Origin of the sequence: Rhodococcus cerastii, from assembly GCF_033042195.1 — a bacterium.
Classification (GTDB): Bacteria; Actinomycetota; Actinomycetes; order Mycobacteriales; family Mycobacteriaceae; genus Rhodococcoides.
The window spans coordinates 361,584-378,805 of record NZ_JAWLKF010000001.1; the positions used below are offsets into that span (position 1 = coordinate 361,584).

The window sequence follows — 17,222 nt, forward strand, 5'->3', positions numbered from 1 at the left end:
GCACACCGAGTTTCGTCGTGCTGAATTCCGGCAAACAGTACTTCGAGACGCAGCACCGCGGCGACACGATCCGACAGCAGCCGACAACAGCGAGAAGGCGAGTGCCATGCCAGATTTCAAGGCGATCCTCGACGACCGGCGCAACCGGTGGCCGTGGCTCGATCACACTGTTGTTGCTGCGCAGCGGTATCAGGGCCAGAAGGGCGATTACTACGCGGCCGGGATGACGTATTTCAGCGTGCTGGCCTTGTTCCCCTTGCTGATGGTCGCCTTCGCGATCGCTGGGTTCGTGCTGGTGAATCAGCCCGAGTGGCTTGCCGAGATCCAGTCGCAGATTGCCGAGAACGTGCCGGGCAGCTTCGGCGAGACGATCAATTCGCTGATCCAGACTGCCATCGAGTCTCGGACGAGCGTCGGCATCATCGGTCTGCTCGGTGCGTTGTATGCGGGTCTCGGTTGGATCGCCAACTTGCGCGAGGCGCTGACCGCGATGTGGGAGAGCCAGCACGAGCAGGGCGGATTTCTGGCCACCAAGGCCAAGGACTTCGCCGCGCTGCTCGGGCTGGGAACCGCGCTCGTGCTGTCGCTGGCGTTGTCGGCACTGGCCGGTGGTGACCTGATGCGCAGCATTCTCGAGTGGGCCAATCTCGATTCCGTTCCAGGAGTGGGCGTCGCACTGCGCGTGTTCTCCGTTCTACTTGCGCTGGCGGGTACCTGGGCGTTGTTCACCTGGGTGATCTCGAGGCTTCCGCGCGAGCCGGTGTCGTGGCGCAGCGCAGCCAAAGGTGCGCTGCTCGCTGCCGTCGGATTCGAGATCTTCAAGCAGCTCGGTGCCCTCTACCTGGCTTCGGTGACGAGCGGTCCTGCGGGCGTGGTCTTCGGACCGATCATCGGTCTGCTGGTGTTCGTGTTCACGACGTCGCGTCTCGTGTTGTTCTCCACGTCGTTCGCCGCGACGACTCGAGAAAGCTTGGCCGAAGCCCACGTTCCGGCCCCGGAGCCGGCGGTGATCAACACGAGGGTCGAGGTCAGTGATGGGCCGGGCGTCACGGGCGGTCTGGCTCTGGTGGGTGCCGGTGCCCTCGCAGCTCTCGGTTTCGCAGGACTGCGCAACCGGCGTCGCTGATCAGCGGTTGCGCGAAAGACGCCGAGCGCCCCACAACAGCCCGATCACCACGATCGACCCGAGGACACCGATCGCGATGCGAACGACGGTGTCGCCTTGGGCCTGCATCTCGGACTGGCGGGAGCTCGAGCCCGACGCCGATGCGGGTGGCTGGGCAAGAGTCGGCGTGGCCTCGGGCGCGCGGGTGCTCGTCACCGGAGACGTCGATTGCGGCTCCACGAGCTCGCCGACGCCGCGGCTCGAATCGAGAGCGAAACCGTAGTCCAACAGGCGGGCCGCTTGCTCCCACGGCCGGATCGGCAGCACGTCTCCCTTCATGATCGTCACGACGAGGCGTCGACCGCCCCGCTCTGCTCCTGCGACGAACGTCTGGCGCGCATCGTCGGTGTACCCGGTCTTGCCGCCGAGTGCGCCCTCGTAGTTGTAGAGCAACTGATTGTCGTTGGAGAGGGTGAACCCGGGCCGGTCCTGGTCGTCCGGGATCGTGGGATCCTTCGGGTAGCCGGGAAACTGAACCGTCTCGGTCGAAATCAGTTGTGCGAAAGTCGGATTACGCATGGCCGCGCGGTAGATCAACGCCAGATCGTAGGCAGAGCTCGCCATGCCGGGACCGTCGAGACCCGACGGCGTGGCGGTGCGCGTATCGAGCGCCCCCAGTTCCGCGGCCTTGGCATTCATCTTGTCCACGGTGGCGGAGTCACCGCCCAGCTGCCTGGACAACGCATGCGCTGCATCGTTTCCCGATGCCATCACCAGTCCCTGCATCAATTGGAGATTGGTGTACACACCGTTCTCGCCGATGCCGACGGCACTGCCCTCTGCATCGGCGTCCTCCGCGGTCGCGGTGATCTGGGTATTCAGGTTCAGTTCGTCGAGCGCAACGAGTGCGAGCAGCACCTTGATCGTGCTCGCCGGCCGATGCCGCCCGTGCGGATCCTTGGCGACCAGAACGGAGCCCGAGTCCATGTCGGCCACCACGAATCCGGTGGCCGAGATGTCCGCAGGCAACGGGGGAGCCCCGTCCGGCAGTACCGCTCCACACTCGGCGAGCCGATCCCCGCCGACGGCCTCCGCGGGAATCGGGAGTGGTTGCGGGGCAGTGCTTCCAGGGGCCGGTACCTCGGACAGGTCGATCGCCGGGGGCGGTGACGCGGCGAAGGGGCAGCTGTCGGTGTCGGGCGTCGTGAACGGCGGTGTCGTCGTCACCACCGGTGGCTCGGCGGCAGGTTGTGCCAGAGCCGGTCCACAGCCGAAGCCGACGAGAATCATCGACACTGCCGACGCGGCCACGCACACTCGAATCCTTTTCATCGCGAATCACCATAGGCGCTCGGGGGTCGGTCGACGTGGCGACCCACCGGCGAGCGTCGCTCGAACGACCGCTCCGATCCTTGTCCCGACATCGTCACCGGCGACGGCCGAATGCAGCCCCTCGCGCAGCGGCACGCGCCCGCCACCAGAATGAGAACTCGCTCATGTTGTCTTCCTTCGGTTCTCACGTTCGACAGCGATCGTTGAGTCATCACCGAAACGGTGGTCCACAGAACTCGGATCGAAGGAGCAGTCATGAGAATGCCGGCAAAGTTCATGATCGTCGGTGCAGCAGCCGTTGTCGTCACCCTCGGAAGCGTCGGCGTACTCGCGATCGCCGACGACGGCCCCACCCAGCAGCGGCCGTCGTCGATCTCGGTGGAACAGCCTCTGTCGGAGGCAGATTCGGCCTCGACCCCGCCGGCAGCGCCCCAGCAGTCCGCATCGACCCGGATCTCGGACGACCGTTACGGCGACGACTGGGACGATCGCAACGACGACCGTTACGACGACGACTGGGACGATCTGGACGATCGCAGCGACGACGACGACCTGGACGACGACAACGACGATCAGGACGACAACGACGATCAGGACGACAACGACGATCAGGACGACGACAACGACCGGGACGACTGAGACTCGAGCAGTGGCGTCGGCGCCGGCCGACGCCATTCATGTCTCGGACAGTCGGTACCCCATTCCGCGGACGGTCTCGATTCGTGTGGCACCGAATTTCGCCCGGAGGTAGCGGACGTAGACGTCGACGACGTTGGAGCCCGGGTCGAAGTCGTAGCCCCACACCTGCGACAGGAGTTGCTCTCGCGAGAGGACCTGGCCCGGGTGGCGCATGAAGGTCTCGGCGAGGGCGAACTCACGGGCCGACAGGTCGACAGTGCGGTCTCCCGCCACAGCTCGTCGAGTACGCAGGTCCAGGGTGAGGTCCGCGACGGTGAGCTGGGTGGTGTCGACGGTTCTCTTGGTGCCCAGGCGAACTCGGATGCGCGCCAGCAGTTCCTCGAACCGGAACGGTTTGGCCATGTAGTCGTCGGCACCGGTCTCGAGACCGGACACCACGTCGTGGACGCTGTCGCGGGCAGTCAACACGATCACCGGTATCTCGCATTGCTCTCCGCGCAGTCGCTGCAGTACCTCGAAGCCGTCCATGTTCGGCAGACCGATGTCGAGTACCACCAGATCGAAGTCACCGCTGCGGGCGTGTTCGTAAGCGGATCTACCGTCGGAGACGGTGGTCGTGCTGAAGCCGCTCGCTCGGAGCCCCTTCTGGACGAACGAGGCGATGCGGGGTTCGTCTTCGGCGATCAGGATGCGGGCCATGGTCGATCTTTCTGCGAGGGAACGGAATCGGTCAGTGGGATCGTGATGGTGAACGTGGCACCGTGCCCCGGTGCGCTGCCGACACTCACCCGTCCGCGGTGGGCCTGTGCGATTGCGGTGACGATGGACAACCCGAGCCCTGCGCCCTCGGTGCGTCTGGTTCCGTTGCGACCGCGGGCGAAGCGCTCGAAGATTCGTTCCTGCTCGTCGCGCGCGATTCCAGGGCCCGAGTCGGTGACCCAGAACCGGATGTCACCGTCGGACAGTTGGGATCCGATGCCGACACGACTGCCGGGCATCGTGTGGTGGGTTGCGTTGTCCGCCAACGCCAGCAGCGCCTGGGTCAGCCGTTGAGCGTCGAGCGGCGCGTGGACGGTCGCGCTGGCCTCGAGCACCCATTCCCGGTCGGCGAGGGTGGTCACCTTGTCGAACACGCTTCGGGTGAGCGCGTCGACATCGGTGACGACGGGGTTGACGAAGCTCGTCTGATCGGCTCGGGTGAGCAGCAACAGGTCCGCGACGAGCCGGTTCATCCGATCGAGTTCGTCGTCGACGAGCGCGACGGTATCGCGCACGTCGACGGGGTCGTCGTGGTCGAGCACGTCGAGATGGCCGCGGACGATGGTGATGGGAGTGCGGAGTTCGTGGCCTGCGTCGTCGAGAAATCGGCGTTGACTGGCCGCGCCGGACTCGATCCGATCGAGCATCGAGTTCAGTGTGTCGATCAGGGCTCCGATGTCGTCGCCTCGACCCGTTGTTCTGGCGTCGGTGATTCGGCCGGAAAGGTCGGTCTCGGTGATCGTTCTGGCGGTTGCGGTGATGTGTCTGATCGGCGACATGATGCGGCCCGCGACCAACCACGCCCCTACTGCCGCCAGCACCGAGGTGACGCCGCCGACGACGAGCATCAAGGTCGCGGTCTCGTCGGCGGAGGCGCGTTCCTGGTCGGCGAAGTACGCGGCGACCACGACCCCGGGCACCGGGTCGCCCGCCAGCGAGACCGGCACGGCGAGGTACACCACTTCACCTGCGGCGCTCGAATACGAACCCTCGACGGGCGCGGTGACGGTCCCGACTTCGGCGGTGAAGCCGCTGTCGTCGGACAGTCGCACCGGTGCCTGCTGCCTGCTCTGCACGGCGAAAGCGCCGTCCACGTAGCCCAGGAACTTCTCGTTGGGGCGGGCGAGGTTGTAGGTGATCACCACGCGGAGCACGTCGTTGATGTCGTCGAACGGTGCGCCGGTGCCGGGATCGACGCCTGCGTCGGTGAGGGTGGTGAACTCGGCGATCTCGGTGCGCAGCGATTCACGCATGCGATTGTCGGTGGCGCGGATCATGAGCAGCCAGGTGGTGACGGTGACGGCCGCCAGAGACGCCAACACCAGCAACAGGACCCACGAGAAGATGCGGCTCCTGGCGCTCGTCGGGCGTAGGGCAAGCAGTCGCGTCCGCATCACGTGGTCGGTCTTGCAGCAGGATCAGTCGTCGTCATCGTCATCCCAGTCGTCGTCGAAGTCATCGTCCCAGTCGGCAGGCGGCAGCGGCGGCGGGGGCACGAATCCGTCCGGTGCCACCGGCTGTGGCGCGGCGGTCGGCGCGGTGCTGGGCGCGGGCTCGCCCGGCTGTGGTGCACCGGGAACGGGTTGCGGAGTACCCGGGGCGGATTGCACGGGTGCGGCGGGTGCGACTATGGGTGCGGGCAACGGGGTCTGCTCGCCCGTCGATCGAGTCGTCAGCAATGCCACGACGAGCACGCCGAGCGTGAGCAGACCCAGGGCCGAGACGATGATGGTTCGCACACGGTCGAGTCTGACGACGGCGGATTGTGGCTACGTGAATCGGAGATGAGAGTTCTCTCATGTCGTCCGAGGTCCCGTGCTGCTCCGAATACTTGTCGGCTGTTCGAGAGGAAATGCAATGAGGGTTCGGCAAAGGCGCGGACCGATCGCGGTCGGCGCGATCTGTGCGGTCGCAGCACTGACGGTCGCTGCCTGTTCGAGCACCGGTGGTGCTCCTCGATCGTCCGACGACGGAAGCAACGCGGGAGTGGCAAACACTCCGTCGGCGACGATCGCGATGATCACGCACGAGGTTCCCGGCGACACCTTCTGGGATCTGGTTCGAAAGGGTGCCGAGGCCGCCGCGGCCAAGGACAACATCGAACTGCGCTACTCCGCAGATCCCGAAGCGCCCAACCAGGCCAACCTCGTCCAGAGTGCGATCGACTCGAAGGTCGACGGTATCGCGGTCACGTTGGCCAAACCCGACGCGATGGCCCCCGCCGTCGAGGTAGCGACCGCCGCGGGCATACCGGTCGTCGCGTTCAATTCCGGTTACGAGTCCTGGAAGGACATGGGAGTCCAGCAGTACTTCGGCCAGGACGAGACCATCGCCGGCGAGGCCGCGGGTGCGCGGCTCACCGATGACGGTGCCCGCAAGACTCTGTGCATCATCCAGGAGCAGGGGGCGGTTGCCCTCGAGGCTCGCTGTGCCGGCGTGACGCAGGGCTTCGGAGGTACCACCGAGATCCTGAACGTCAACAGCAAGGACATGCCGTCCGTCGAGTCGACCATCACCGCCAAGCTGCAGCAGGATCCGACCATCGACCACGTCATTGCCCTCGCCGCTCCGATCGCGCTGACTGCGGTGCAGTCGAAGAACAACGCGGGCAGCGACGCCACGATCGTCACGTTCGACACCAACGCCGCACTCGTCGACGCGATCGAGTCGGGCGACGTGGCGTGGGCCATCGATCAGCAGCCCTACCTGCAGGGTTACCTGGCCGTCGACTCGCTGTGGCTCTACCTCAACAACGGCAACACGATCGGCGGCGGAACCCCGGTGCTGACCGGGCCCGCGTTCATCGACTCGACCAACATCGACGCGGTCGCCGAGTACGCCCGCAACGGCACACGCTGAGTGCGTCGCTTCGGCGCGGAAGGAAGAGCATGTCCACACAGGCCGATCCGGCTCTGTCCGAACACACCGTGATCACCGATGAGCGGATCAAGAAGCAGAAACCGTTGCAGCGGTTGCTGATTCGCCCGGAGATCGGTGCCCTGTTCGGTGCGGTCGCCATCTTCGTCTTCTTCTGCATCGTGGCACCACCGTTTCGATCACCCGAGGCTCTCGCGACCGTGCTGTACGCATCCTCGACCATCGGCATCATGGCGATCGGGGTCTCGCTGTTGATGATCGGCGGAGAATTCGACCTCTCCACCGGAGTCGCGGTGACGTTCTCGTCGATCATGGCCTCCATGCTGGCCTACAACCTGCACCTCAACGTATGGACAGGCTCGGCGCTGGCGCTGGTACTGGCACTGGCGGTCGGTTTCCTCAACGGATACCTGGTGATGACGACCAAGATTCCGTCGTTTCTGATCACGTTGGCGTCGTTTCTGATGCTCACCGGCGTCAATCTCGCCGTCACCAAACTCGTCACCGGCCAGGTCGCCACCCCATCCATCTCGGACATGGAGGGATTCGACTCGGCCAAGGCCTTCTTCTCGTCCTCGTTCTCGCTGCTGGGGGTCTCGGTCCGCATCACCGTCGTGTGGTGGATCGTGTTCACGCTCGCCGCGACCTGGGTGCTGATGAAGACCCGGGTCGGCAACTGGATCTTCGCCGTCGGCGGCAACCAGGAATCGGCGCGTGCCGTCGGCGTCCCGGTCACGAGGGTCAAGATCGGCCTGTTCATGTTCGTCGGCTTCTGCGCCTGGTTCGTCGGCATGCACCTGCTGTTCGCCTTCGACACCGTGCAGTCCGGCCAAGGCGTGGGCAACGAATTCCTCTACATCATCGCCGCCGTCATCGGCGGCTGCCTGCTCACCGGTGGATACGGTACGGCTGTCGGTGCGTTCATCTTCGGCATGACCAATCAGGGCATCGTGTACGCAGGCTGGAACCCGGACTGGTTCAAGTTCTTCCTCGGCGCGATGCTGCTGTTCGCAGTGATCGCGAACAGCTCCTTCCGCAACTACGCGGCGAAAAGGTGACCATGACGTCTTCCGCGAACACGCCCCTGATCGAGCTCAAAGGCGTCGGTAAGAGCTACGGCAACATCATCGCGCTGCACGGGATAGACCTGCGTGTCGGTGCCGGTGAGGTAACCTGCGTGCTCGGTGACAACGGCGCAGGCAAGTCCACTCTGATCAAGATCATGTCCGGTCTGCATGGCCAGTCGGAGGGGGAACTGCTCGTCGACGGCAAGGCGACAACGTTCGGCTCGCCGAAGCAGGCCGTGGAACAGGGCATATCGACGGTCTATCAGGACCTCGCGGTCGTTTCCCTGATGCCGGTGTGGCGCAACTTCTTTCTCGGCCAGGAGCTGCGCAGGGGCAAGATTTTCAAGACCCTGGACACCCACGCCATGCGCGCGAGAACCATATACGAACTGCGCAAGATGGGTATCGATCTGCCCGACGTCGATGCCCCCATCGGCTCACTGTCCGGCGGTCAACGTCAGTGCGTGGCGATCGCTCGCGCCATCTTCTTCGGTGCGCGAGTGCTCATTCTCGATGAGCCGACCGCCGCTCTCGGCGTCAAGCAATCCGGCATGGTTCTCCGATACATCTCCGCGGCCAGGGAGAAGGGCTTCGGCGTCGTGTTCATCACCCACAATCCTCACCACGCGTACATGGTCGGAGACCACTTCGTCCTCCTCGATCGCGGACGTCAGACGCTGGACTGCGCGCACGACGACATCTCCCTCGACGATCTCACCAAGGAAATGGCGGGCGGCGACGAACTGGAGACCCTCTCCGACGAACTGCGTCGCTGACCGGTCGGCGGCCGCGGGCCCATGCGTGAGAATCGCGCGTGGCGGGTAGAAGATCGATAGCGGTGCCCGATGGAGGTGCCAGACGAAGGAGCCGAACATGAGCGAGCACGAGCCCCTCGGACCACTGTCGCCGGACTTTCTCGAATCCGATTTCTACGGGTATCAGAGCATGCTCGACGACTCCGAGATCGAGGTGGTCCTGCGTACCCGTCGGTTCCTGCAGGACGAGGTCGCGCCGAGGGCGAACGAGTTCTGGGAGAAGGCCACCTCTCCGGTGCACCTGATGCCGAAGATCGCCGAGCTCGAAATCGCCGGTCTCGGTTACGCGTTCAAGGACCGCAAGGCCTCACGCAAGCTGCTCACCGGCTGGCTCGAAATGGAGTTCGCGCGGGTCGATCCGTCGACGGGAACGATGTTCAGCGTGCACAGTTCGCTGGCGATGAGCAGTATCTCGATTCTCGGCTCCGAGGAGCAGCGCGAACGGTGGTTGCCTGCCATGCGTCGAATGGAGAAGATCGGCGCGTTCGGTCTGTCCGAACCGCACGGTGGCTCCGATGTCGCGGGCGGCCTGGAGACCACCGCCCGCCTCGACGGTGATCACTGGATCCTCAACGGCAGCAAGCGATGGATCGGCAATGCCACCTTCGCCGATCTGACCATCGTGTTCGCCAAGGACGAGGCCGACGGTGAGGTCAAGGGCTTCGTCGTGGAGCAAGGATTCGAAGGCTTCCGGGCCGAGAAGATCGAGGGCAAGTACTCGCTCCGCGCGGTGGAGAACGCCGACATCCATCTGGAGAACTGCCGAGTCCCGGTCGGCAACAAGCTTGCCGAGGCCAACTCGTTCGCCGACACTGCGAAGGTGCTTCGGCTGACGCGCGGGGGAGTGGCGTTTCAAGCCGTGGGCGTGATGATGGGCGCGTACGAGCGGGCCGTGGCGTATGCGCGCGAACGCGAACAGTTCGGATCTCCGATCGCCTCGTTCCAGCTGATCTCCGACCTGATCGCCCGCATGACGGCGAACATCACCGCCGCGCTCGGGATGGCGATTCGTGTCGCTCAGTTGCAGGACAACGGCGTCCACTACGACGAGCATGCGGCGCTCGCGAAGACGTTCTGTACGACGCGGCTGCGCGAGACGGTGGGTTGGGCCCGAGAGATCCTGGGCGGCAACGGAATTCTCATCGAGCACGACGTCATCAGATTCTTCGCCGATGCCGAGGCCCTGTACTCCTACGAGGGAACCGCGCAGATCAACAATCTGATCGTCGGACGCGGAGTGACCGGATTCGGCGCGTTCGTGTGACGTAGAACGTCGAAAGGCCCCTCCGCGTGTGCGAAGGGGCCTTTCGATTGCGGGGGAGTTGTCAGCGTGCGAAGAGCAACGCTCGCTTGACTTCCTGGATCGCCTTGGTGACCTGGATGCCGCGAGGGCATGCGTCGGTGCAGTTGAAGGTGGTGCGGCAACGCCACACACCCTCGACGTCGTTGAGGATGTCCAGACGCTCGGTTGCGCCCTCGTCACGGCTGTCGAAGATGAACCGGTGTGCGTTGACGATGGCGGCCGGACCGAAGTAGCTGCCGTCGCTCCAGAACACGGGGCACGAGGTGGTGCAGCACGCGCACAGGATGCACTTGGTGGTGTCGTCGAAGCGGGCGCGGTCCGCAGCGGACTGGATCCGCTCTCGGGTCGGCTCGTTGCCGGTCGTCATCAGGAACGGCTTCACGGCGCGGAACGCGTCGAAGAAGGGTTCCATGTCGACGATGAGGTCCTTCTCCACCGGCAGACCCTTGATGGGCTCGATGGTGATGTTCAGCGTCTTCGACGAGTCCTTGGGGAGCATGTCGCGCATGAGCACCTTGCAGGCGAGACGGTTGACACCGTTGATCCGCATCGCGTCGCTGCCACAGACACCGTGTGCGCACGAACGACGGAACGTCAGGGTGCCGTCCAGGTAACCCTTCACGTACAGCAGCAGGTTGAGCAGACGGTCCGTGGCCAGTGTGGGGACCTGGAAGGTGTCCCAGCGCTGACCGTCACCGCTCTCGGGATTGAAGCGCGCGATCTTGAGGTTGACCATCACCGCGCCCTCGGGGACGGGTGGCAGATCGGACTCGTTGGACTTCTTGTCCAGGGTGGGTGCGCTCATGTCAGTACTTCCGCTCCATCGGCTCGTAGCGGGTTTGGATTACCGGCTTGTAATCCAAGCGGATCTCGGTGAGCAGACCTTCGCCCTCTTTGTAGGCCATGGTGTGCTTCATGTACTCGGCGTCGTTGCGCTCGGGGTAGTCCTCGCGAGCATGTCCGCCGCGCGATTCCTTTCGGTTGAGTGCACCGACGACCGTGACCTCCGCCATTTCGAGCAGGAAGCCGAGTTCGATGGCCTCGAGCAGGTCGCTGTTGTAGCGCTTGCCCTTGTCCTCGACGGTGATCTTGTTGTACCGCTCCTTGAGGGCGCGGACATCCTTGAGTGCCGTCTCGAGACGCTCTTCGGTGCGGAACACCGAGGCGTTGTTGTCCATCGACTGCTGCATCTCGGTACGGATGTCGGCTGCGCGCTCGTGTCCGTGGTCGGAGAGGATCAGCTCCAGCCAGTCCTGCACCATCTTCGCCGGCTCCTCGGGGAGCGGGGTGAAGTCGACCGAGTTCGCGTACTCGGCCGCCGCGATGCCGGCACGACGTCCGAAGACGTTGATGTCGAGCAGCGAGTTGGTGCCGAGACGGTTGGCTCCGTGCACGGAGACGCAGGCACATTCGCCGGCCGCGTAGAGGCCGGGGACGATGTCCTCGTTGTTGCGCAGAACCTCGCCGCGGATCTTCGTGGGGATGCCGCCCATGACGTAGTGGCACGTCGGGTAGACGGGCACCGGCTCCTTGACGGGGTCGACACCGAGGTACGTGCGAGAGAACTCCATGATGTCCGGGAGCTTCTCGTCCAGAACTTCCTCGGGGATGTGCGTGACGTCGATGTAGACGTAGTCCTTGTTCGGGCCGCCACCGCGTCCTTCGAGCACCTCGAGCACCATCGAGCGCGCGACGATGTCGCGGGGCGCGAGGTCCTTGATGGTCGGTGCGTAGCGCTCCATGAAGCGTTCACCCGACTCGTTGCGCAGGATTCCGCCCTCACCGCGCACGGCCTCGGAGATGAGGATGCCCAGGCCTGCGAGACCTGTCGGGTGGAACTGGTGGAATTCCATGTCCTCCAAGGGAAGACCCTTGCGGAAGACGATGCTCATGCCGTCACCGGTGAGGGTGTGGGCATTGGAGGTGGTCTTGTAGATCCGGCCCGAGCCTCCGGTGGCGAAGATGATCGACTTCGCATGGAAGATGTGCAGCTCACCGGTGGACAGCTCGTAGGCGATGATTCCGGTCGCGACGGGACCGTCGTCGGTCTCGGTCAGACACAGATCCAGTGCGTAGAACTCGTTGTAGAACTCGACGTCGTGCTTGACGCAGTTCTGGTAGAGCGTCTGCAGGATCATGTGGCCGGTGCGGTCGGCCGCGTAGCACGCACGACGCACGGGAGCTTTGCCGTGATCGCGGGTGTGGCCACCGAAGCGCCGCTGATCGATCTTGCCCTCGGGTGTCCGGTTGAAGGGAAGGCCCATCTTCTCGAGGTCGAGAACCGCGTCGATGGCTTCCTTGGCCATGATCTCCACCGCGTCCTGGTCGGCGAGGTAGTCGCCGCCCTTGACGGTGTCGAACGTGTGCCACTCCCAGTTGTCTTCCTCGACATTGGCCAGGGCGGCACACATGCCACCCTGGGCTGCGCCGGTGTGCGAGCGCGTGGGGTAGAGCTTGGTCAGTACGGCTGTGCGAGCACGGGGTCCGGCCTCGATCGCAGCACGCATACCGGCACCGCCTGCGCCGACGATCAGTACGTCGTAACGATGTTCCTGCATGTAAGCGTCAGTGTCCTTAGCTCGCCGTGATGTTGGGATCGAACGTGAAGATGACGTACGTGCCGACGCCCATGATGAGGATCATCGACAGCACCAGCAGCGTGGTCAGCCAGAATCGCGTCGAATCCTTGCGGGAGTAGTCCGCGATGATCGTGCGCAGGCCGTTGCCGCCGTGCAGCTGAGCGAGCCACAGCATCGTCAGGTCCCAGAACTGCCAGAACGGGCTGGCCCAACGACCGGCGACGAAAGCGAAGTTGATGCGGTGCACACCGTCGTCGAGCATCAGCATGATGAACATGTGGCCCAGGACGAGCACGACGAGTGCCAGGCCGGAGAAGCGCATGAACAGCCATGCGTAGAGCTCGAAGTTGCCCTTGCTCTGCCGCCGCGGCGAACGCGGGTTGGCCAAGCTGGCCGGACGGTCGTAGTTCGTGCCGAGGACCTTGGCCTCGGGACCCTGCGTCGACATCAGTGACCACCCGCCGTGAACATGTTGTAGAAGATTCGTCCCGCGCCGGGGATCATGACGACGAGCCAGATGACTGCGATCGCCCACAGCATCGGCTTCTGGTACTGCGGTCCCTTGGACCAGAAGTCGATCAACATCACGCGGATGCCGTTCAACGCGTGGTACAGCACTGCCGCGACGAGGCCGATTTCCATCAGGCCGACGAGCGGGGTCTTGTAGGTCTCGATGATGGCGTCGTACGTCTCGGGGTTGACCCGAACCATCGCCGTGTCGAGAACGTGGACGAACAGAAAGAAAAAGACCAGAACGCCTGTGATGCGGTGCAGAACCCAGGACCACATGCCCGGGTCCCCGCGGTACAGAGACCGCTTGCGCTCCTTGACCGGAGCGACTTCCGTCGTGCTACTCATCGAGTGCAATGCCTCCAACGTCGTTGGTGGACGCATCGAGCCCCGGTGGCCGGTCTTGCCTGGCTCGATTTGTCGCGATTCGGCCCTAGTGCTGGTTGTACTAGCCGCTTACTGGAAACTGTAAACCCATTCGAAACACGGAACTAATTCGACTCGAGGTTCGTACGGTGCCGAAATGCGGTGTTAGGTTTGCCTTCCCAATTGATGAATGCTCATCGGACCGGATCTCTGCATCAATTCAGACACCGTGATTGGATGGTTCACCATGAACGAAATCGACTGGAAGACGTTGCGCGACAATGCTCATGAGGCAATGGGCCGTGCCTACGCCCCGTACTCGAACTTTCCGGTCGGTGCGGCGGCTCTGGTGGACGACAATCGGATAGTCACCGGGTGCAATGTGGAAAATGTCTCATACGGTTTGGGGCTCTGCGCGGAGTGCGGGTTGGTGTCCAACCTGCACTCGACCGGCGGCGGCAGACTCGTCGCCTTTTCCTGCTGCGATTCCAGGCGTGAAATTCTGATGCCGTGCGGGCGATGCCGACAGCTGCTGTACGAGTTCGGCGGCCCGGATCTGCTCGTCGACACCGTCTCGGGACCGGCTCGACTGGCAGAGTTGCTCCCGAATGCTTTCGGCCCCGACAACCTCGACGAAGGACGCGTGAACAACCATGCCTGACGCCGTATCCATCATCAGCGCCAAGCGAGACGGGCGCGTTCTCGACGACGAACAGATCGAATGGGTGATCGCGGAGTTCACCCGCGGATCCGTCGCGCCGGAACAGATGTCGGCTCTCGCGATGGCCGTTCTGTGGCGTGGATTGTCGCGTCGCGAGCTCGGTACGTGGACGAACGCGATGATCGCGTCGGGTACCCGAATGGACTTCTCGGCGCTGCCGCTGCCCACCGTCGACAAGCACTCGACCGGTGGTGTCGGAGACAAGATCACGCTGCCGCTGGCTCCGCTCGTCGCCGCCTGCGGGGCGGCTGTGCCGCAGCTGTCGGGTCGAGGACTCGGACATACCGGCGGAACGCTCGACAAGCTCGAGTCCATCCCCGGCTGGCGAGCGGATCTGAGCGGTGAGGAGATGCATCGCATCCTGGCCGATCCGGCGATCGGTGCTGTCGTGTGCGCTGCCGGTGCCGATCTGGCTCCGGCCGACAAGAAGCTCTACGCACTGCGCGACGTGACGGGAACGGTCGAGTCGATCCCACTGATCGCCAGCTCGATCATGAGCAAGAAGATCGCGGAGGGCACCGGGGCGCTCGTGTTGGATGTCAAGGTCGGTGCCGGTGCGTTCATGAAGAACGTCGACGACGCACGTGAACTGGCCACAGCGATGGTCGAGCTCGGAACCGATGCGGGCGTGCGGACTCTGGCGGTGCTGACGGCGATGGACACCCCGCTCGGGCTCACCGCGGGCAACGCGCTCGAGGTGGAGGAGTCGGTCGAGGTTCTCGCCGGAGGTGGCCCGGCCGACATCGTCGAGCTGACGATCACGCTGGCGCGCACGATGCTCACCGCGGCCGGGATCGAGGGCATCGATCCGGCCGACAAGCTCGCCGACGGTTCGGCCATGGATCGGTGGCGAACGATGATCGCCGCGCAGGGCGGCGATCCCGATGCCGCACTACCTGTCGCCCGGGAGAGCCAGGACTTCACCGCCACCGCCGACGGCGTCGTCACCGGGGTGGACGCAATGGGCGTCGGGCTCGCGGCCTGGCGACTGGGCGCGGGCCGCGAGCGACAGGGTGAGCCGGTGCAGAGCGCTGCCGGTGTGCGGCTGCACGCCAAGCCCGGCGATCGGGTACGTGCTGGGGATCGACTGGCGACGCTGTACACCGACACCCCCGAGCGCTTCGAGTATGCGCAGCAGGCACTCGAATCCAGTTGGGAGATAGGGGCCACGGCCTCGCAGCCGAGGCCCCTGGTGATCGACCGCATCGGTCGGTGAGGAGCTCGGGCAGTAGCGAGCCCGGTCAGATCAGGTTGCCTGCCTCCGTCAGCACGCTGCGCAGGATCTGCTCCATCTCGTCGAACTCCTTCTGGCCGCAGATCAGCGGTGGTGCCAGCTGTACCACCGGGTCGCCGCGGTCGTCGGCGCGGCAGTACAGCCCGGCGTCGAACAGCGCGGTGGACAGGAATCCGCGAAGGATGCGCTCTGCTTCGGCATCGCTGAACGTTTCCTTCGTGGCCTTGTCCTTGACCAACTCGATGCCGTAGAAGAATCCCTCGCCGCGGACGTCGCCGACGATCGGCAGGTCGTGCAGTTTCTCGAGCGTGGCACGGAACGCCGGGGCGTTGTCTGCGACGTGCGCGTTGATGCCCTCGCGCTCGAAGATGTCGAGGTTGGCCATGGCAACGGCGGCGGAGACGGGGTGGCCGCCGAAGGTGTATCCGTGTGCGAAGCTCGACGTGCCGTCGTCGAACGGCTCGAAGAGCTTGTCGGAGGCGATCATTGCGCCGATGGGGGAGTAGCCCGAGGTCAATCCCTTGGCGCAGGTGATGATGTCCGGTACGTAGCCGAAGTCGTTGCACGCGAACATCGATCCGATCCGGCCGAACGCACAGATCACCTCGTCCGAAACCAGGAGTACGTCGTAGCGGTCGCAGATTTCACGGACGCGCTCGAAGTATCCGGGCGGGGGAGGAAAGCAACCCCCGGCATTCTGAACCGGCTCGAGGAACACCGCGGCCACCGAATCGGGGCCCTCGAATTCGATTGCCTCGGCAATCCGGTCCGCGGCCCAGATTCCGAATGCTTTCGGATCTGTGTCCAGGGGAGCGGGGGCGCGGTAGATGTTGGTGTTCGGCACTCGGAACGCGCCCGGCGTCAGCGGCTCGAACGGTTCCTTGAGCGCGGGGATTCCGGTGATGGCCAGCGCACCCTGCGGGGTGCCGTGGTAGGCGATCGCTCGCGAGATCACCTTGTGCTTACCGGGCTTGCCGACTTTCTTGAAGTACTGCTTGGCCAACTTCCATGCGCTCTCGACGGCCTCGCCGCCACCGGTGGTGAAGAAGACCCGGTTCAGGTCGCCGGGGGCGTAACCGGCGAGCCGCTCGGCAAGTTCGATGGCCGGTTCGGTGACGTACGACCACAATGGGAAGAACGCCAGTTCTTTGGCCTGCTTGGCTGCGGCCTCGGCCAGTTCTTCACGGCCATGTCCCACCTGGACCACGAACAGCCCCGACAGACCGTCGATGTAGCTCTTTCCGTTGGAATCCCAGATGGTCGAGCCTTCCCCGCGGGTGATGATCGGGGGAGTGACCCCTGCGCCGTGGCGGGTGAAGTGGCCCCACAGGTGCTTGGCTGCGGAAGCATCGAGTTCGGCTGTCGTTCGTGTCATCGTGTTCCCCAATTGTATTGCTGCTTGACAAGTTTGAGATAGACCAGGGTTTCGGTGCTGGTGACGCCGTCGAGACTTCTGATCTGCTTGTTCAGGATCTGCAGGAGTTGTTCGTCGTCCTCGCACACCACTTCCACGACGACGTCGAACGACCCTGCGGTGAGGACGACGTAGTCGATCGCATCGATCGCCGACAGTTCCTCGGACAGTGCGTAACTGTCGCCGGTGCACTTGATGCCGATCATGGCCTGCCGCTTGAATCCGACCTGCACCGGATCGGTCACCGCGACGATCTGCATGACGCCGGAGTCCGTCAGGCGCTGAACTCGTTGACGGACAGCCGCTTCCGAGAGTCCGACGGCTTTGCCGATGGCGGCGTACGAGCGACGCCCGTCCTCTTGGAGTTGCTCGATGATCGCCTTGGAGACGTCGTCGAGTGCGATGGGCGGTTGCTCGGGCATGGCTCGATCTTGTCACTGTCGTGGCCGTGAACACAACCCGTCCACGATGAAAAGCGTGTCAATTGTCGATCCAAACGAC

General features: G+C 64.3%; 18 protein-coding genes. 8 read left to right on the forward strand and 10 right to left on the reverse strand.

Annotated features, from left to right (window positions below):
* Positions 1 to 106 precede the first annotated feature (106 nt).
* Positions 107 to 1,126: an inner membrane protein YhjD gene (yhjD, locus tag R3P93_RS01485; protein ID WP_283347099.1), complete on the forward strand. Its 1,020-nt coding sequence runs from the start codon at positions 107 to 109 to the stop codon at positions 1,124 to 1,126.
* Here the strand turns inward: yhjD and R3P93_RS01490 are convergent, their stop codons facing one another.
* The gene (locus tag R3P93_RS01490; RefSeq protein WP_317532473.1) at positions 1,127 to 2,395 is read right to left on the reverse strand and encodes a D-alanyl-D-alanine carboxypeptidase family protein; all 1,269 of its coding nucleotides are present in this window, start codon (positions 2,393 to 2,395) and stop codon (positions 1,127 to 1,129) included.
* A gap of 297 nt (positions 2,396 to 2,692) precedes the next feature.
* Here R3P93_RS01490 and R3P93_RS01495 point away from each other — a divergent pair, with 297 nt between their 5' ends.
* Positions 2,693 to 3,076, forward strand: coding sequence for a hypothetical protein (locus R3P93_RS01495; RefSeq protein ID WP_317532277.1), 384 nt, complete (start codon positions 2,693 to 2,695; stop codon positions 3,074 to 3,076).
* Positions 3,077 to 3,112: 36 nt separating this feature from the next.
* Here the strand turns inward: R3P93_RS01495 and R3P93_RS01500 are convergent, their stop codons facing one another.
* The 3 genes from R3P93_RS01500 to R3P93_RS01510 are packed head-to-tail and all read right to left on the reverse strand — an operon-like array spanning position 3,113 to position 5,574.
* Complete coding sequence (locus tag R3P93_RS01500; RefSeq protein ID WP_068051697.1) at positions 3,113 to 3,775, reverse strand: response regulator transcription factor; 663 nt, start codon at positions 3,773 to 3,775, stop codon at positions 3,113 to 3,115.
* Positions 3,760 to 5,229, reverse strand: a complete 1,470-nt coding sequence (locus R3P93_RS01505; protein ID WP_317532278.1) for a sensor histidine kinase — start codon at positions 5,227 to 5,229, stop codon at positions 3,760 to 3,762. Before R3P93_RS01505 ends, R3P93_RS01500 begins: the two co-directional genes overlap by 16 nt.
* A gap of 24 nt (positions 5,230 to 5,253) precedes the next feature.
* Positions 5,254 to 5,574 (reverse strand): hypothetical protein, encoded by a 321-nt coding sequence (locus R3P93_RS01510; protein ID WP_068051693.1) that lies wholly within the window; start codon positions 5,572 to 5,574, stop codon positions 5,254 to 5,256.
* Between the two features lie 118 nt (positions 5,575 to 5,692).
* Here R3P93_RS01510 and R3P93_RS01515 point away from each other — a divergent pair, with 118 nt between their 5' ends.
* The 4 genes from R3P93_RS01515 to R3P93_RS01530 all read left to right on the forward strand — a co-directional run bounded on the left by R3P93_RS01515 (position 5,693) and on the right by R3P93_RS01530 (position 9,858).
* Positions 5,693 to 6,694, forward strand: coding sequence for a substrate-binding domain-containing protein (locus tag R3P93_RS01515; protein WP_094669655.1), 1,002 nt, complete (start codon positions 5,693 to 5,695; stop codon positions 6,692 to 6,694).
* Positions 6,695 to 6,723: 29 nt separating this feature from the next.
* Positions 6,724 to 7,770 carry an ABC transporter permease gene (locus tag R3P93_RS01520; RefSeq protein ID WP_317532279.1) on the forward strand — a complete coding sequence of 349 codons (1,047 nt, stop codon included), beginning with the start codon at positions 6,724 to 6,726 and terminating at the stop codon, positions 7,768 to 7,770.
* A 2-nt stretch (positions 7,771 to 7,772) separates the two neighbouring features.
* Positions 7,773 to 8,555, forward strand: a complete 783-nt coding sequence (locus R3P93_RS01525; protein ID WP_317532280.1) for an ATP-binding cassette domain-containing protein — start codon at positions 7,773 to 7,775, stop codon at positions 8,553 to 8,555.
* A 97-nt stretch (positions 8,556 to 8,652) separates the two neighbouring features.
* A complete protein-coding gene (locus R3P93_RS01530; protein ID WP_317532281.1) occupies positions 8,653 to 9,858 on the forward strand; it encodes an acyl-CoA dehydrogenase family protein in 1,206 nt (401 codons plus the stop codon).
* Between the two features lie 61 nt (positions 9,859 to 9,919).
* On the opposite strand, the gene R3P93_RS01535 is transcribed toward R3P93_RS01530, so the two are convergent.
* From R3P93_RS01535 to sdhC, 4 genes are read right to left on the reverse strand one after another with little or no spacing between them, the layout of a single operon-like run.
* Positions 9,920 to 10,702 (reverse strand): succinate dehydrogenase iron-sulfur subunit, encoded by a 783-nt coding sequence (locus R3P93_RS01535; RefSeq protein WP_008718029.1) that lies wholly within the window; start codon positions 10,700 to 10,702, stop codon positions 9,920 to 9,922.
* Position 10,703: 1 nt separating this feature from the next.
* Complete coding sequence (gene sdhA / locus R3P93_RS01540) at positions 10,704 to 12,455, reverse strand: succinate dehydrogenase flavoprotein subunit (RefSeq protein ID WP_032397463.1); 1,752 nt, start codon at positions 12,453 to 12,455, stop codon at positions 10,704 to 10,706.
* 16 nt (positions 12,456 to 12,471) lie between these two features.
* Positions 12,472 to 12,924, reverse strand: coding sequence for a succinate dehydrogenase hydrophobic membrane anchor subunit (locus R3P93_RS01545; RefSeq protein WP_032397462.1), 453 nt, complete (start codon positions 12,922 to 12,924; stop codon positions 12,472 to 12,474).
* Entirely contained in the window at positions 12,924 to 13,334 is a 411-nt protein-coding gene (gene sdhC, locus R3P93_RS01550; protein ID WP_082898767.1) for a succinate dehydrogenase, cytochrome b556 subunit, read from the reverse strand. The genes R3P93_RS01545 and sdhC overlap by 1 nt, the downstream gene beginning before the upstream one ends.
* Positions 13,335 to 13,599: 265 nt before the next feature.
* On the opposite strand from sdhC, the gene R3P93_RS01555 reads away from it, so the two are divergent.
* Positions 13,600 to 14,013, forward strand: coding sequence for a cytidine deaminase (locus R3P93_RS01555; protein WP_037188964.1), 414 nt, complete (start codon positions 13,600 to 13,602; stop codon positions 14,011 to 14,013).
* Positions 14,006 to 15,289, forward strand: a complete 1,284-nt coding sequence (locus R3P93_RS01560) for a thymidine phosphorylase (protein ID WP_317532282.1) — start codon at positions 14,006 to 14,008, stop codon at positions 15,287 to 15,289. Before R3P93_RS01555 ends, R3P93_RS01560 begins: the two co-directional genes overlap by 8 nt.
* A 25-nt stretch (positions 15,290 to 15,314) precedes the next feature.
* On the opposite strand, the gene R3P93_RS01565 is transcribed toward R3P93_RS01560, so the two are convergent.
* Positions 15,315 to 16,682, reverse strand: coding sequence for an aspartate aminotransferase family protein (locus tag R3P93_RS01565; protein ID WP_068051664.1), 1,368 nt, complete (start codon positions 16,680 to 16,682; stop codon positions 15,315 to 15,317).
* Positions 16,679 to 17,143 carry an Lrp/AsnC family transcriptional regulator gene (locus tag R3P93_RS01570; protein WP_032376836.1) on the reverse strand — a complete coding sequence of 155 codons (465 nt, stop codon included), beginning with the start codon at positions 17,141 to 17,143 and terminating at the stop codon, positions 16,679 to 16,681. Before R3P93_RS01570 ends, R3P93_RS01565 begins: the two co-directional genes overlap by 4 nt.
* Between the last annotated feature and the right edge of the window lie 79 nt (positions 17,144 to 17,222).

Excerpts from the sequence above, each read along its gene's own strand:
- yhjD (WP_283347099.1), top strand. The coding sequence starts at position 107 with ATGCCAGATTTCAAGGCGATCCTCGACGACCGGCGCAACCGGTGGCCG.
- R3P93_RS01490 (WP_317532473.1), bottom strand. The coding sequence starts at position 2,395 with ATGATTCTCGTCGGCTTCGGCTGTGGACCGGCTCTGGCACAACCTGCC.
- R3P93_RS01495 (WP_317532277.1), top strand. The coding sequence starts at position 2,693 with ATGAGAATGCCGGCAAAGTTCATGATCGTCGGTGCAGCAGCCGTTGTC.
- R3P93_RS01500 (WP_068051697.1), bottom strand. The coding sequence starts at position 3,775 with ATGGCCCGCATCCTGATCGCCGAAGACGAACCCCGCATCGCCTCGTTC.
- R3P93_RS01505 (WP_317532278.1), bottom strand. The coding sequence starts at position 5,229 with ATGCGGACGCGACTGCTTGCCCTACGCCCGACGAGCGCCAGGAGCCGC.
- R3P93_RS01515 (WP_094669655.1), top strand. The coding sequence starts at position 5,693 with ATGAGGGTTCGGCAAAGGCGCGGACCGATCGCGGTCGGCGCGATCTGT.
- R3P93_RS01520 (WP_317532279.1), top strand. The coding sequence starts at position 6,724 with ATGTCCACACAGGCCGATCCGGCTCTGTCCGAACACACCGTGATCACC.
- R3P93_RS01525 (WP_317532280.1), top strand. The coding sequence starts at position 7,773 with ATGACGTCTTCCGCGAACACGCCCCTGATCGAGCTCAAAGGCGTCGGT.
- R3P93_RS01530 (WP_317532281.1), top strand. The coding sequence starts at position 8,653 with ATGAGCGAGCACGAGCCCCTCGGACCACTGTCGCCGGACTTTCTCGAA.
- R3P93_RS01535 (WP_008718029.1), bottom strand. The coding sequence starts at position 10,702 with ATGAGCGCACCCACCCTGGACAAGAAGTCCAACGAGTCCGATCTGCCA.
- sdhA (WP_032397463.1), bottom strand. The coding sequence starts at position 12,455 with ATGCAGGAACATCGTTACGACGTACTGATCGTCGGCGCAGGCGGTGCC.
- R3P93_RS01545 (WP_032397462.1), bottom strand. The coding sequence starts at position 12,924 with ATGTCGACGCAGGGTCCCGAGGCCAAGGTCCTCGGCACGAACTACGAC.
- sdhC (WP_082898767.1), bottom strand. The coding sequence starts at position 13,334 with ATGAGTAGCACGACGGAAGTCGCTCCGGTCAAGGAGCGCAAGCGGTCT.
- R3P93_RS01555 (WP_037188964.1), top strand. The coding sequence starts at position 13,600 with ATGAACGAAATCGACTGGAAGACGTTGCGCGACAATGCTCATGAGGCA.
- R3P93_RS01560 (WP_317532282.1), top strand. The coding sequence starts at position 14,006 with ATGCCTGACGCCGTATCCATCATCAGCGCCAAGCGAGACGGGCGCGTT.
- R3P93_RS01565 (WP_068051664.1), bottom strand. The coding sequence starts at position 16,682 with ATGACACGAACGACAGCCGAACTCGATGCTTCCGCAGCCAAGCACCTG.
- R3P93_RS01570 (WP_032376836.1), bottom strand. The coding sequence starts at position 17,143 with ATGCCCGAGCAACCGCCCATCGCACTCGACGACGTCTCCAAGGCGATC.